General features: G+C 67.4%; 15 protein-coding genes. 8 read left to right on the top strand and 7 right to left on the bottom strand.

The genetic code is table 11. The features are described 5' to 3' along the window. Nucleotides 1–2,052 carry a DNA gyrase/topoisomerase IV subunit B gene (locus AC069H_RS33480; RefSeq protein ID WP_478226786.1) on the bottom strand — a complete coding sequence of 684 codons (2,052 nt, stop codon included), beginning with the start codon at nt 2,050–2,052 and terminating at the stop codon, nt 1–3. 315 nt (nt 2,053–2,367) lie between these two features. Here AC069H_RS33480 and AC069H_RS33475 point away from each other — a divergent pair, with 315 nt between their 5' ends. Then, nucleotides 2,368–2,997 (top strand): hypothetical protein, encoded by a 630-nt coding sequence (locus AC069H_RS33475; RefSeq protein ID WP_478235003.1) that lies wholly within the window; start codon nt 2,368–2,370, stop codon nt 2,995–2,997. On the opposite strand, the gene AC069H_RS33470 is transcribed toward AC069H_RS33475, so the two are convergent. Continuing rightward, the gene (locus tag AC069H_RS33470; protein ID WP_478235002.1) at nt 2,981–4,405 is read right to left on the bottom strand and encodes a glycoside hydrolase family 76 protein; all 1,425 of its coding nucleotides are present in this window, start codon (nt 4,403–4,405) and stop codon (nt 2,981–2,983) included. The two genes, AC069H_RS33475 and AC069H_RS33470, sit on opposite strands and share 17 nt — an antisense overlap. A 135-nt stretch (nt 4,406–4,540) precedes the next feature. Between AC069H_RS33470 and AC069H_RS33465 the strand changes: the two genes are divergently transcribed. Both AC069H_RS33465 and AC069H_RS33460 read left to right on the top strand, forming a co-directional pair. Further along, the gene (locus AC069H_RS33465) at nt 4,541–5,617 is read left to right on the top strand and encodes an LLM class flavin-dependent oxidoreductase (protein ID WP_340684248.1); all 1,077 of its coding nucleotides are present in this window, start codon (nt 4,541–4,543) and stop codon (nt 5,615–5,617) included. Next, nucleotides 5,614–6,198, top strand: a complete 585-nt coding sequence (locus tag AC069H_RS33460) for an FMN reductase (protein ID WP_478235001.1) — start codon at nt 5,614–5,616, stop codon at nt 6,196–6,198. Before AC069H_RS33465 ends, AC069H_RS33460 begins: the two co-directional genes overlap by 4 nt. A gap of 132 nt (nt 6,199–6,330) precedes the next feature. On the opposite strand, the gene AC069H_RS33455 is transcribed toward AC069H_RS33460, so the two are convergent. Next, a complete protein-coding gene (locus AC069H_RS33455; protein ID WP_478235000.1) occupies nt 6,331–6,672 on the bottom strand; it encodes a YciI family protein in 342 nt (113 codons plus the stop codon). Nucleotides 6,673–6,811: 139 nt separating this feature from the next. Between AC069H_RS33455 and AC069H_RS33450 the strand changes: the two genes are divergently transcribed. The 3 genes from AC069H_RS33450 to AC069H_RS33440 all read left to right on the top strand — a co-directional run bounded on the left by AC069H_RS33450 (nt 6,812) and on the right by AC069H_RS33440 (nt 8,876). Then, entirely contained in the window at nt 6,812–7,225 is a 414-nt protein-coding gene (locus tag AC069H_RS33450; RefSeq protein WP_340684245.1) for a PGPGW domain-containing protein, read from the top strand. A gap of 29 nt (nt 7,226–7,254) precedes the next feature. Continuing rightward, nucleotides 7,255–7,929, top strand: a complete 675-nt coding sequence (locus AC069H_RS33445; RefSeq protein WP_478234999.1) for a TetR/AcrR family transcriptional regulator — start codon at nt 7,255–7,257, stop codon at nt 7,927–7,929. A gap of 86 nt (nt 7,930–8,015) precedes the next feature. Further along, on the top strand, nt 8,016–8,876 hold the full coding sequence (locus tag AC069H_RS33440; protein WP_478234998.1) for an oxidoreductase: 861 nt from the start codon (nt 8,016–8,018) through the stop codon (nt 8,874–8,876). Between the two features lie 56 nt (nt 8,877–8,932). On the opposite strand, the gene AC069H_RS33435 is transcribed toward AC069H_RS33440, so the two are convergent. Together AC069H_RS33435 and AC069H_RS33430 are read right to left on the bottom strand one after the other, a co-directional pair. Beyond that, nucleotides 8,933–9,757: an ABC transporter permease gene (locus AC069H_RS33435; protein ID WP_478234997.1), complete on the bottom strand. Its 825-nt coding sequence runs from the start codon at nt 9,755–9,757 to the stop codon at nt 8,933–8,935. Next, the gene (locus AC069H_RS33430; protein WP_478234996.1) at nt 9,747–10,643 is read right to left on the bottom strand and encodes an ABC transporter ATP-binding protein; all 897 of its coding nucleotides are present in this window, start codon (nt 10,641–10,643) and stop codon (nt 9,747–9,749) included. The genes AC069H_RS33435 and AC069H_RS33430 overlap by 11 nt, the downstream gene beginning before the upstream one ends. 155 nt (nt 10,644–10,798) lie before the next feature. On the opposite strand from AC069H_RS33430, the gene AC069H_RS33425 reads away from it, so the two are divergent. Further along, nucleotides 10,799–11,257, top strand: a complete 459-nt coding sequence (locus tag AC069H_RS33425) for a hypothetical protein (protein WP_478234995.1) — start codon at nt 10,799–10,801, stop codon at nt 11,255–11,257. A 58-nt stretch (nt 11,258–11,315) separates the two neighbouring features. Here the strand turns inward: AC069H_RS33425 and AC069H_RS33420 are convergent, their stop codons facing one another. Beyond that, nucleotides 11,316–11,636 carry a hypothetical protein gene (locus AC069H_RS33420; RefSeq protein WP_478234994.1) on the bottom strand — a complete coding sequence of 107 codons (321 nt, stop codon included), beginning with the start codon at nt 11,634–11,636 and terminating at the stop codon, nt 11,316–11,318. A 10-nt stretch (nt 11,637–11,646) separates the two neighbouring features. Then, nucleotides 11,647–12,279 carry a hypothetical protein gene (locus AC069H_RS33415; RefSeq protein WP_478234993.1) on the bottom strand — a complete coding sequence of 211 codons (633 nt, stop codon included), beginning with the start codon at nt 12,277–12,279 and terminating at the stop codon, nt 11,647–11,649. Between the two features lie 368 nt (nt 12,280–12,647). Here AC069H_RS33415 and AC069H_RS33410 point away from each other — a divergent pair, with 368 nt between their 5' ends. Next, nucleotides 12,648–12,821, top strand: a complete 174-nt coding sequence (locus AC069H_RS33410; RefSeq protein WP_478234992.1) for a hypothetical protein — start codon at nt 12,648–12,650, stop codon at nt 12,819–12,821. Nucleotides 12,822–12,887 lie beyond the last annotated feature (66 nt).

Below are 12,887 nucleotides of genomic sequence, written 5' to 3'. Positions count from 1 at the left end.
TCAGGCGTCGATGGCTTCGCGGTCGACCCGGTCGGAGGAGGCGACGAGCCAGTTGCGGCGCGGTTCGACCTTCTCGCCCATCAACAATTCGAGCGCGTCTTCCGCGGCTTCGGCGTCGTCGATGGTGATGCGGCGGACCGCGCGGGTGGCCGGGTTCATCGTGGTCTCCCACAGTTCCTCGGCGTCCATCTCGCCGAGACCCTTGAACCGCTGCACCGGAGTGACGATCTGCTTGCCGGCCCGCTCCAGCGCCGCGTACTTGGTCTCCATCTCCTTCTGGGTGAAGGTGAAGTGGGACTCCGGGTTGCGGCCCTTGGTGACCAGTTTGTGCAGCGGCGGCATCGCGGCGTAAAGCCTGCCGTCCTCGATGACCGGCCGCATGTACTTGGCGAACAGCGTGATCAGCAGCGTCCGGATATGCGAACCGTCGACGTCCGCGTCGGCCATCAGGATCACCCGGCCGTAGCGCATGGTCGACAGGTCGAACGTGCGCCCGCTGCCCGCGCCGAGCACCTGCACGATCGAGGCGATCTCGGCGTTCTTCAAGGTGTCGCCGAGCGACGCCTTCTGGACGTTGAGGATCTTGCCGCGCAGGGGAAGCAGAGCCTGGTACTCCGATACGCGCGCCATCCGCGCCGAACCGAGCGCGCTGTCACCCTCGACGAGGAACAGCTCGCTGCGGGAGACGCCGGTGGTGCGGCAGTCGACCAGCTTCGGCGGCATGGCCGCGCCTTCGAGCGCGGTCTTGCGCCGGGCGGCGTCCTTCTGCTGCTTCTGGGTGAGCCGGACGCGTGCCGCGTCGACCACCTTCTGCAGCACGATCTTCGCCTCGGACTTGGTCTTGCGCTCTTCGGTCCAGGACCGGATGTGCTTGTCGACGATGCCCTGGATGACGCGGGTGATGCCGGCGGTGGACAGCTCGTCCTTGGTCTGCGAGGTGAACTGCGGCTCGGGCAGCCGGACGTGGACGACCGCCGTCATCCCTTCGAGCACGTCTTCGACGGTCGGCATGTCCTCCTTGGGCTTGAGCAGCCCGCGGGTTTTGGAAATGGCGTCCTGCAAGGCTTTCAGTACCGCGCGGTCGAAACCACGGCGGTGCGTGCCGCCGTGCACATTGCGGATGGTGTTGGTGAAGCACTCCACCGTGCGCTCGTAGCCGGTGCCCCAGCGCAGCGCGACCTCGATCTCCGCGTGACGCACCACATTGGACTGCATGACACCGCTGGCGTCGGCCGCGTTCTCCTTGTACGTGCCCTCGCCGTTGATGATCAGCGTGCCGCAGACGGGTTTTTCGTCGGACGGGGCGAGGAAGTCGACCATGTCGGCGAGGCCGTTGGGGTAGTGGAAGGTCTCTTCGCTGATCGAGTCGTCGACGGCGGTGCGCAGCACATACGTGACGCCGGGGACGAGGAACGCGGTGTTGCGCATCTTCGCGCGGACACCCTCGACGTCGAGCGCGGCGCCACTCTCGAAGTAACGCGAGTCGTACCAGTACCGGATCGACGTGCCGGAACGTTCGCCGCGCTTCATCTTGCCGGTGATGTTCAGCCCGGACTTGCGGGTGAACTTCGCCTTCGGGCCGGGCCCGTCGAACACGCCGGGGACGCCGTGCGCGAACGACATCTGGTGGACCTTGCCGCTCTGTTTCACCGTGACGTCGAAGCGGTGCGACAGCGCGTTCACCGCCGAGGCGCCGACACCGTGGAGGCCACCGGAGGTCTTGTAGCCGGAGCCGCCGAACTTGCCGCCCGCGTGCAGCCTCGTCAGCACCAGCTCGACGCCCGACAAACCGGATTTGGCGTGCGTGCCGGTGGGGATGCCGCGGCCGTCGTCGTCGACCTGGACGCTGCCGTCGGCGTGCAGGGTGACCACGATCTTCGTGGCGTGACCCGCCACGCCCTCGTCGGTCGAGTTGTCCACGACCTCGGAGAACAGGTGGTTGATGCCGCGGCTGTCGGTGGAGCCGATGTACATGCCGGGGCGCTTGCGGACCGCTTCCAGACCCTCGAGATGCGTCAGGTCGTCGGCCCCGTACAGGGTCTCAGCAGTCACTGGGTACTTCTCCTGGAGTCATGGCTCGCGAACTAGCTCGTGGAGGTGGTGTTCAACGCGACACCGTACTGGAGGATATCCGTCCCCTCCGACAGCTTCGTCTTCCCGAGCCCCGGGTGTGGCGGATCACGCCGTCCCGATGGCCGGGTCCCGGCTGGGAAAGTGGCTTCCTCCGGGCTTGGATGAGGCGTTATCGTTCCCGGTGTCACAGGGTGACGGGGGGAAGAAGGTGGCCGTCGGGTCGTTCGGCATGCTCGCGCTGTTACCGGTCGCGCACGCCGCGATCCGCCTGCGGCGGAAGGCGAGTCGGAGGCGATGCTCTCGTTCGCCTGGCTCTTCGGCACGATCCTCTTGGTCACCGTGGCCAGTGTCCACCTCGCGCTGTTGCGGAAGAAGATCCTTCACCCGCCGCCGACGGCGTGGGTCGAGTCCGGCACGCACTGCGGGCTGTTCTCGATCGACATCGCCGGATTCGGCCAGGTCGGGCGCAGCAGCGAGATCTTCGTCCAGGTCCGGCGGATGCTCTTCGGCCTGCTCGCCGACGCCTTCGAGGCCAGCGGGATCGCCTGGGACGCCTGCCTGAAACGCGACACCGGCGACGGCATGATCGTCGTGGTCCCGCCGCATTTCCCGAAGTTCCGCCTGGTGTATCCGCTGGTTTCCCGGCTGACCGCGGAACTCGCCAGGTACAACGTCGTCACCGAGCCCGGCCTGCGGATCCGCGTGCGGGTGGCGATCCACGCCGGCGAGATCGCGCTCGCCGAAGCGCCGGACGAGTCGCCCGTGGTGGTGCTCGTCTCCGACTGGTTCCACGAGGACGTCCAGGACCAGGGCGGCCCCGGTCTCGACACGATGAGCTACCGGCAGGTGCTCGTGCACGAGAAGGAGACCGAGGTCCGCGCCTGGCTGCACGTCCCGGATCCGGTGCTCAAAGAGCTGCCGTGAGGACCTCCAGCGCGCTGTGCTGACGGGCGGCGTCGATCTTGTCGACCGGCCCGGCCCAGCGCAGGCCGTGCTGATCGAGCGAGGTGCGGTTGTTCGCGATGGTCGAGTTCGCCTGTCGCGTCAGGTAAGCACGGTACGGCCTGCCGGCCAGCGCCCGGTCCAGCTCGCCGAGCCCTCTGGCGTACGCGCCCTTGAACGAGGGCCCGTCAGCGCCGCAGTCACCGGACTCGCACGGGTCTCGCAGGATCCCGTTCGAGTGAAGCAGCGCCGTCGTGGTGGAGGCGTCCGCGAGTCGCCGGGCCGTGGTGAGCAGGGCGGCGTCACCGGTCGCGCGGTTCAGTTCGACGAGTGCGCCGAGGACGATGCCCTGGTTGTAACTCCAGACGGCCTGCCCGTTGTTGGCGCAGGAGGAGTTCAGGCCGTCGTTGACCAGACCGCTCCCGTTGATCATGCCGCTCGCGCGGAACCAGTCCCAGACCTCGCGTGCCCGCGCGAGCTGGAGCGTGTCGCCGGGGAGCCGGTTGTGCAGTGACGCGGCCACCTTGACGTACAGCTCGTTGGTGACGGCGTTCTTGTACGTCTTCGCCGTCGACCACCAGAGTCCGCCGCCGCAGGTCCCGTCGCGGTAGGAGTACATGTAGTCCGCCGCGATGACGGCGGTGTCGAGGTAGCGGCGGTCCTTGGTCAGGTCGTAGGCGCGGATCCAGGCGAGCGCCCACCAGCCGGTGTCGTCGATGTATTCGTTCGTGAAGTTGTCGCCGCGGTTGCGGTCGAAGGTGTTGGCGATGGCGTAGCGGTAGTTCTGCGAACCGCTTCTGATGCTGTAGTCGAGGATCGCGGTGAGCGCGTTCGCCGAGTTCCACCAGCCCGTGGTCTGCCAGAGCCCGGTGCCGTTGTCGTAGAACTGCATGAGGGCGGTGGCGGCGGCTTCGGTGCGGTCGTTCGCGGCGACCGTGGTGCGGAACCACGGCGTGCAGGCGATTTCCGGCCGGTTGCTCGCCTTCCCGCAGGCGCGCAGGGCGCCGAAACGGTGGGTGGCGGGGTCGTCGACGTTGAACATCAGGGTCCGCCAGCCGCGTTGACCGGACGGGATCTTCGTGTCGCCGATCCGGCTGTCGCCCGCCCAGGTGCGGCCGCCGTCGAAGGAACGGTCGAGCCAGACCTCGTCGCCGGGGTCGCCGTTGGCGACGCTGCCCCAGCCCATGTCGTCGCCGTCGGAGAGATGCAGCGTGATGCCGCGGCCCCAGACGGTCGCCGTGCCGGGTCTTCTTTCGCCGGCGGCCAGCGCGGGGTCGCGGCTGTCGCAGTACTTGGCGCAGATCGCCGCCGCGACGGTGGGTTCGGGAGTGGTGGTGGCCGGCGTGAGGGTGAATGTCAACGTTGTCACAAGCAGGGAGGTGAGCCACATGGTTTCGAGTGTGGGGGCGGTCACTTTTCCGGCCGATCAAGTCACCCTTTCAGCTCGCGCCGATGGTCTGGAATACTTCTTGCGCGCGTGAGGTTGAACGCTCAAGCAACGTAACCCCGGCCCAGGGAGCAGGTCATGCAGTTCGGAATCTTCACGGTGGGCGATGTGACGACCGACCCGACCACCGGGGAGGCGCCCAGCGAGTACGAGCGGATCAAGGCGATGGTGCGGATCGCGCTCAAGGCCGAAGAAGTCGGCCTCGACGTCTTCGCGACCGGCGAGCACCACAACCCGCCCTTCGTGCCTTCTTCGCCTACGACGATGCTCGGCTACATCGCCGCGCAGACGTCGAAGATCATCCTCTCCACCTCGACCACGCTGATCACCACGAACGACCCGGTGAAGATCGCCGAGGACTTCGCGATGCTGCAGCATCTCGCCGACGGCCGCGTCGACCTGATGATGGGGCGCGGCAACACCGGCCCGGTGTACCCGTGGTTCGGACAGGACATCCGCCAGGGCATTCCGCTGGCCATCGAGAACTACCATCTGCTGCACCGGTTGTGGCGCGAGGACGTGGTCAGCTGGTCCGGCAAGTTCCGGACGCCGCTGCAGGAGTTCACCTCGACCCCGCGGCCGCTCGACGGTGTCCCGCCGTTCGTGTGGCACGGTTCGATCCGCAGCCCGGAGATCGCGGAACAGGCCGCTTACTACGGCGACGGGTTCTTCGCGAACCACATCTTCTGGCCGAAGGAGCACTTCCAGGCGCTGATCAACCTCTACCGCGAGCGGTACGAGCACTACGGGCACGGCAAGGCGGACCAGGCCATCGTCGGACTCGGCGGCCAGGTGTTCCTGCGGCCGAAGTCGCAGGACGCGGTGCGGGAGTTCCGGCCGTACTTCGACAACGCGCCGGTGTACGGGCACGGCCCGTCGCTGGAGGAGTTCACCGAGCAGACGCCGCTGACCGTCGGGAGCCCGCAAGAGGTGATCGACAAGACGCTGACCTTCCGCGAGCACTTCGGCGACTACCAGCGTCAGCTGTTCCTGATGGACCACGCCGGACTGCCGCTGAAGACCGTGCTGGAACAGCTCGACCTGCTGGGCGAGCACGTGATTCCGGTGCTGCGCAAGGAACTCGACTCGCTTCGTCCGGCGCACGTGCCCGAGGCTCCTACTCATGCTTCGCTTCGTTCGGAGGTGACGGTATGACGACGATCGCTGTCGTGACCGCGGGTTTGAGCCAGCCGTCCTCGACGCGGCTGCTCGCGGACAAGCTCGCTTTGTCGACTCGGTCGGTGCTGCCGGACGTGAAGATCGAGGTGATCGAACTCCGCGACCTGGCCGTCGACGTCACGAAGAACATGCTGACCGGATTCCCTTCCCCGGCCCTGCGCGCGGCCATCGACAAGGTGACCGCCGCAGACGGTTTGATCGCCGTGACGCCCGTGTTCACCGCGTCGTACAGCGGGCTGTTCAAGTCGTTCTTCGATGTGCTGGACCAGAAGGCGCTCGACGGGAAACCGGTGCTGATCGGGGCCACCGGCGGAACCGAACGGCACTCGCTGGTGCTCGACTTCGCGCTGCGTCCGCTCTTCGCCTACCTTCGCGCCGAGCCTGTCGCGACGGCGGTGTACGCGGCTTCGTCGGACTGGGCGTCTCCGGGTGACCTCGACACGCGGGCTTCGCGGGCGGGGCGGGAGTTCGCCGCGCGGCTGTCGTCGGAGGGGACGGCCGCGGCTCCGGACAGCGGGTTCGTGCCGTTCGAGCAGCTGCTGCGCGCGGGGGAGTGAGCAAGGGACCTTTGCTACCACCTTGTGGCGAGGTCCGTGAACGTGAGAATCGCGGGCATGTGGGGTGTCGATGAAGGATTTGGGACACTCAACGTCCCAAATCCTTCATCGACACGCCACTTACAGGCGCGTTCAGGGGGTCGGCCAGAGCGGCCGGATCTCGATGGTCGCGAACTTCGCGACCGGATGCTTCGACACGATCTCGATCGCCTCGTCGAGATCGGCGCACTCGATCAGGTCATAGCCGAGGATCTGTTCCTTCGTCTCCGCGAACGGTCCGTCCGAGACGAGCAGTTCGCCGTCGCGGTGGCGCACGGTGGTCGCGGTGGCCGCCGACCGGAGCCTGCTGCCGGACAGCCGGACCCCGCGAGCGGTCATCTCGTCGACCCACGCCTGCGTCTTTTCGTCCAGTGGGTCTTCACTGTCGTCCGCGCCGGGGTACGGGCTTCCGCAGATCAGCAACATGTAGCGCATCGGTCCTCCTGTCTGAGCCTGTTCACCATCCCCGACGAACGGGCTCGTCCGATACAGACAGGTCGCGGACGATTCGGACCAGCGCGTTCGCGGCGCGACCGGCACAATCGACGAAAGGGACGACGGCGAGGAGAAGACGGTGGGCATCGGAAAACCCGTGAAGCAGGTCTTGATCCTGATCGCGGGCGGCGTTCTCCTGCTGGTCGGCATCGCGCTCCTCGTGCTGCCCGGGCCGGGCCTGCTGCTCGTGCTCGCGGGTCTGCTCGTGCTGGCCTCGGAGTTCCCCGTGGTGGAGAAGTACGTCGATCCGATCCGCGACAGGGCGATGAAGGCGGCCGAGGACAGTGTTTCGTCGCCGCTGCGCATCGCGGGTTCGGTCCTGGCCGGGCTGGGCCTGCTGGCCGCGGGGATCGTGTGGGGGCTCGTGCCGGGGCTGCCGCTCGGGGGCTGGAGCACCGGGTCGAGCCTGATCCTGTCCGGGCTCATCCTGTTCGCGTTGCTGATCTGGAGTTACAAGCGGGTGCAGGCCAGGAGGGCCGCGAACGCCGAATAACAGCCGGGTGGTCTGGTACCGTGCGGCGCGTGGCCCCCGACTTCCAGCGCGCACGGCGGCCGGAACAGGTCGAGGCCCGGCGCGCGGCTATCCTCGGTGCGGCGCGCGACCTCCTGTCCGAGCGGCCCGTCTCCCGGATCAGCCTGCGAGAACTGAGCGACCGGGTGGGCTTGGCGAAATCGAACGTGCTGCGCTACTTCGACAGCCGCGAGGCGGTCTTCCTGGAAGTCCTCGACTCGGTCTGGGTCGCGTGGCTCGACGAACTCGAAGGCGAGCTAAGCGTCCCTGACGGCGCGAAGCCGGGGTACGAGCGTGTCGCGGCCGTCATCGCGACGTCGATCTCGCGGCAGCGCCTGCTGTGCGAGCTGATCAGCACGATGGCCGCCGTGCTCGAACGCAACATCTCCGTGGAGACCGCCCGGACGTTCAAGACCCGGGCGGGTGAACGGACCGAGCGGCTCGCCGGCCTCGTCCGCGCCCATGCCCCGCTGGACGCCGAAGCCGCCGGGCACTTCGCGAAGGCCGTCTTCATCCTCGTCGCGGGGCTGTGGCCCTACGCGAACCCAGGGGAGGCCGTGGCGACGGTCCTGGCCGAACGCGGAGCGCCCGCCGGCCACGCGATGTTCGTCGACGGGCTGACCGAAGGGCTGGCGAACCAGCTGGTGGGTCTGCTCGTTCGTGCAGGTCAGAGCCCCGAGTGGTAGCAAAGGTCCCTTGCTCCCTTCCCGCACGCGCCAGGACGGGCGGGCCTGCATAAGGTGAGCCGAACCCACTCGCACAAGGAGCGATCATGAGCCCAGGCGGCACCCTCACCCTCGGCGATCTCACCGTGAGCCGGATGGGCTACGGCGCCATGCGGCTGTCCGGCCCCGGCATCTGGGGGCCGCCGAGCGACCGCGAAACCGCGATCGCCGTCCTCCGCGAGGCTGTCGAGCTGGGGGTGACCCACATCGACACCAGCGACTTCTACGGTCCGCACACGGTCAACGAACTGATCTGCGAGGCGCTGCACCCGTACCCGGACAGCCTGCACATCGTCACGAAGGTCGGCGCGAAGCGGACTCCGGACAAGGGCTGGCCTTCGGCGCTCTCGCGCGAGGAGCTGACCTCCGCGGTCCACGACAACCTGCGCAACCTCGGCGTCGACGTGCTCGACGTCGTCAACCTGCGGCTCGCGGGGGAGCACGGTGTCTTCCCGATCCCGGTCTCGATCACGGAGCCGTTCGAGGTTCTCGCCGAACTTCAGCAGCAGGGTCTCATCCGGCACCTCGGACTGAGCCACGTCTCGGCGGAACAGGTCAAGGAAGCGCGTGCCATCGCGCCAGTCGTCTGCGTGCAGAACGAGTACAACGTCGCGAACCGCGCCAACGACGGGCTCCTCGACGCCCTCGCGGCCATCAACATCCCGTTCGTGCCGTACTTCCCGCTCGGCGGGTTCACGCCGCTCCAGTCCGGTGTCCTCGACGACTGCGCCCGCCGGGTCGACGCGACGCCGATGCAGGTCGCGCTCGCGTGGCTGCTCCAGCGGTCGCCGAACATCCTGCTGATCCCGGGCACGTCGTCGCTGCTGCACCTGCACGAGAACATCGCCGCCGCGAAACTCGAGCTGCCCGCGGACGTCGTCGCGGATCTCGACGCCCTGGCCCAGTGATCCGTGAAGGCCTCCTTCCCTACGCTCAAGGTAGGGAAGGAGGCCTTCACGGACCTTCAGAGGACATCCCGGCGCCGCAGCAGCCAGCCACCCAGACCGGCGAAGACCACCAGATAGCCTGCCACGATCAGCGTCGCCTGGGAGACATCGACGAGTTCCCCGATCCCCGGCGTCGCGCCCGAAGCTCCCAGCGACGCGGCCAGCGAACCGGCGTTGGCTCCCGGCAGCGCCAGCTGGAGCGTGCCGACCCAGTCCACCAGCGGGGCCGCGACCCCGAACAGCAGATTCTGGACCACCAGCAGCCACACCAGGCCGAGCCCGATCGGCAGCGCCACCCCGCGCATCGCGATGGCGAGAGCCGCGCCGAGTGCCGCCCAGGTCATCGCGATCAGCCAGCCGGCACCGATCCCCGTCAGCAGCGAGCCGAACGACGGCCAGTTCATCGGCTCGCCCTCCGAAGACGCGATGAGCGCGCTCGTGACCGCGCCGGTCGCGAAGCTCGTCAGCACGACGGTCAGTGACGCGACGGCCAGCGCGAACAACTTTCCACTGTAGACGGTCAGTCGCGAAGGTCCTTGTGTCAGCACGGTCTTCCACGTGCTCCAGCCGTACTCGGTGCCGACTGCCAGCACGCCGAGCACGAGCAGGATCGCCCCGAGGAACACCGGCAGCCCGCCGATCGAGTTGCCGACCAGATTCGCCGGAAGAGTCGCGGCCAGCCCGCGATCCGTCCCGGGCGCCCCGCTCGACGAACCCGCCGCGCCCGCGAGCGGCAGCAGGTAGGTGAAGGTCAGGCCGAGCGCGACCGCGATCCCCAGCATGAACCAGTTCGCCGGACGCCGGACGAGTTTCGCCAGCTCGGCGGTACAGCTACCCCACATGATCCGCCACCTCTCCGGTGAGCTCGAAGAAGACCTGTTCCAGATCCCGTTCTCGGACGTGCAGTTCGCGGACCGGGATCCCTTCCGTGACGAGTTCGCGGTTCAGCCACGACGCGCGTTCCGGGGCGACCGTCAGGTCGAGACCGGTCCCGCTCGCGCGCACGTTTTCCGCACCGATCCGGTGCCGCACCAGGTCCGCGGCGCGCACGATGTCATCGGCCTCGATGTGCAGGACCGTGCCGCCGCGCAGCTCGGCCACCGTGTTCTCCGCGACCAGCCGCCCGTGCGAGACGACGCCGACCCGGTCGCAGATCTGCTGGACCTCGCCCAGCAGGTGGCTCGACAGCAGCACGGTGCAGCCCTCCGCGCCGAGCCTGCGGATCAGCACCCGCATGTCGGCCATGCCGGCCGGGTCGAGCCCGTTGGTCGGCTCGTCGAGGATCAGCAACCGCGGATCCTTCAGCAGCGCCGCGGCGACACCGAGCCGCTGCTTCATGCCGAGGGAGTAGGTCGAGTACCGGTCCTTGCCGCGATCGGCGAGGCCGACCATCGCGAGCACCTCGCCGACGCGGAGCGGATCCGTTCCGCTGTACCGGGCCAGCACCTTGAGATTGTCCGAACCGGACAGATACGGGTAGAACCCCGGTGATTCGATCAGCGCGCCGACGCCGTCGAGATCGCCGGGCGGCCTGCCGAACAGCCGGACGCTGCCGGAAGTCGGCCGGACGAGCCCCAGCAGCATCCGCAAAGTCGTCGTCTTGCCCGCGCCGTTCGGGCCGAGGAAGCCGTAGATCTCGCCGGGCAGCACGGTCAGCTTCATCCGGTCGACGGCGAGTTGCTCGCCGTACCGTTTCGTGAGTTCGTCTGTGTCCACGGGAAGGTTCATGGTGACGAATGGTGTCCGGGTGAGGCCGTCGCCACATCCGTTCACAGGCGGCACTCCGCGTACGTCGCCGGACGTAGCCCGATGGCCGGAATCCTGCGACATCTGTCGAAAACACCGGTACCGGAGGCCCGGGTGACGATCATAGGCTGGGTGGCGTGTCGAAAGTCCTTTTGATTCTCCATGTGCTCGCCGCCGTCATCGCGGTCGGTCCGGTCACCGTCGCGGCGAGCATGTTCCCCGCCGCGGCGCGCAAGGCCTTCGCCGAGCCGGGTTCCGGACTGTCCGTGCTTCGCGCGCTCAACCGGATCTGCCGCGTCTACGCGATCTTCGGTATCGCGGTGCCGTTCTTCGGACTGGCGACGGCGGGCAGCATGCGGGTCTTCGGTGACCTGTGGGTGATCGTGTCGATCGTGCTCACCGCGGCCGCCGCCGGTGTGCTGGCGTTGCTGGTCCTGCCGGGGCAGAACGAGATCCTCGCCGCGCTGGGTGCGGAGCCGCCGTCGGAACCGGTCACGGCCGGGCGGGTGGCGATGTACACGGGGATGTTCAATCTGCTCTGGGCCGTGGTGACGGTGCTGATGATCGTGCGGCCCGGATCGACCACCGGTGCCTGATCCGCCTCGTGAGTGGTAAGGACGGTTCTAACCGTCCTTACCACTCACGAGGCTTTGCCTACGCGCTCAGCAACTGGTTGAAGAACGACCGGTAGCGGCGCAGCGCGATCCGGAGGTCTTCGGTCGCCGGTTCCCCCTGGCTCCACGCGGATTCCAGTTCCTTCTTGTGGTCCGCGAACGTCGTGGCCAGGTTCTGGATCACGACCGCGACGAGTTCGTCGGCCTCCTTGACCGCCCGCCGCGGATCGTCCACAAAGGCCGATTGGATGCCTTGCCAGCTTTCGCGGAACCTGTCGACATCGGCGTCGGCGAACAATGCCTGCGCTTCGTCTTCTTCGGTGCGCTCGGAATCGGCGGCCACCAAGTCCTCGGTGCTCAAGGCCTGTCCGTCAGCGGTCGGTTCCTCGCCGGGCCGATCCGTCGTCCCCACGACGCGTTCCGTTCCCTCGGTTTCCGGGGGCCTGCTTTCCATGGGCTTCCGCTCCTTCGCCGGCATCGGTCAACAGATCTTCGAACACTTCGCGGTAGTGCTTCATCGCTTCGCGCATGTCCTCTGTGGACATTTCGGATTCCCGATGGCGCAACAGTGTGTCGTGTCCGGCGCGGTAGTGCCGCAACGCGTTCGCGTGCCGGACGGACAGATCCGCGAGCTGCTGGTCGTATCCCTCGGTCGGGTAGCCGCGCTCGGCCATCAAGGAGACCAGCACCCGCTCCGCCTCGACGACGGCGCCGGACGGACGGTCGACGAACTGTTCCTGGATCAGCGCCCATTCCTGGGCGTACCGGTCCTTTGTGGTCTCCGGCAGCGGCCGGATGTCGAGATCCGAATGTCGTTTCACCCGCGACGAAAGCTCACGTTCGGCTTCCCTCGGGTTTTCGTGTTCCTCGACCGCCCGGTCGTATTCGGGACCGAATGTCTCTCGCAATCGCCGCCTGCGCTGCTCCACGACGATGAACCAAGCGGCCGCGCCCACCACCAGGATCGCGGCGATGACGATGATGATGACCAACCACGTGGGCATCGTTATCTCCTCCGGATATTTCGCCGGGTCAACCCCCGACAGGTCGTGAGTTCCCCGGCATCCCGGCCGGAAACCCTTGTGTCGCAAGAAGTTTTGGATATTAGGCCGGATGGCGCAGTGGAATGATCTCGATTCCCGTCTTCGCGTGGGGTGGCGCGGCCATTCGGCGGAGATCGTGAGGCTTGCTAACCAGGCGTCCCCCTTTTGGGTGCCGACGATGACTCAGTGTAGGTAATCGCTCCCGATCATTGCTCCGTTGTGGCACTATTGCCCCGTTCGCAGGAAGAGGGCCTGCGAACAGAGGGGGCCGTCGTAATCGAGGCTGCCTGGTACGACAAAGAAAGATCATCAGGGGAGGAGATCGTCAAATGTCGACGCCTGCGGACGTCAAGGACCTCATCGGCGAGGAGGAGCCGGTCGACCCGGCTCAGCCCAAGCCCGGCCTGCCGCAACACGAGCACAGTCCGGACTGTGAGCATTACCGCGACAAGCTGCTGGAATGCTCGGGCGGCTGCATCCAGACCCCGCCTCCGACGCCTTGACCGGATGAGCCGGAAGACTTCGGCCGCTCGTTGGGGTATTCCCTGACGGGCGGCGGTCTTTCGGCT

Source organism: Amycolatopsis sp. NPDC043887 (genome assembly GCF_056435665.1).
The sequence above is the reverse complement of the archived record's forward strand: the minus strand, read 5'-3'. Positions and strand labels throughout refer to the sequence as shown.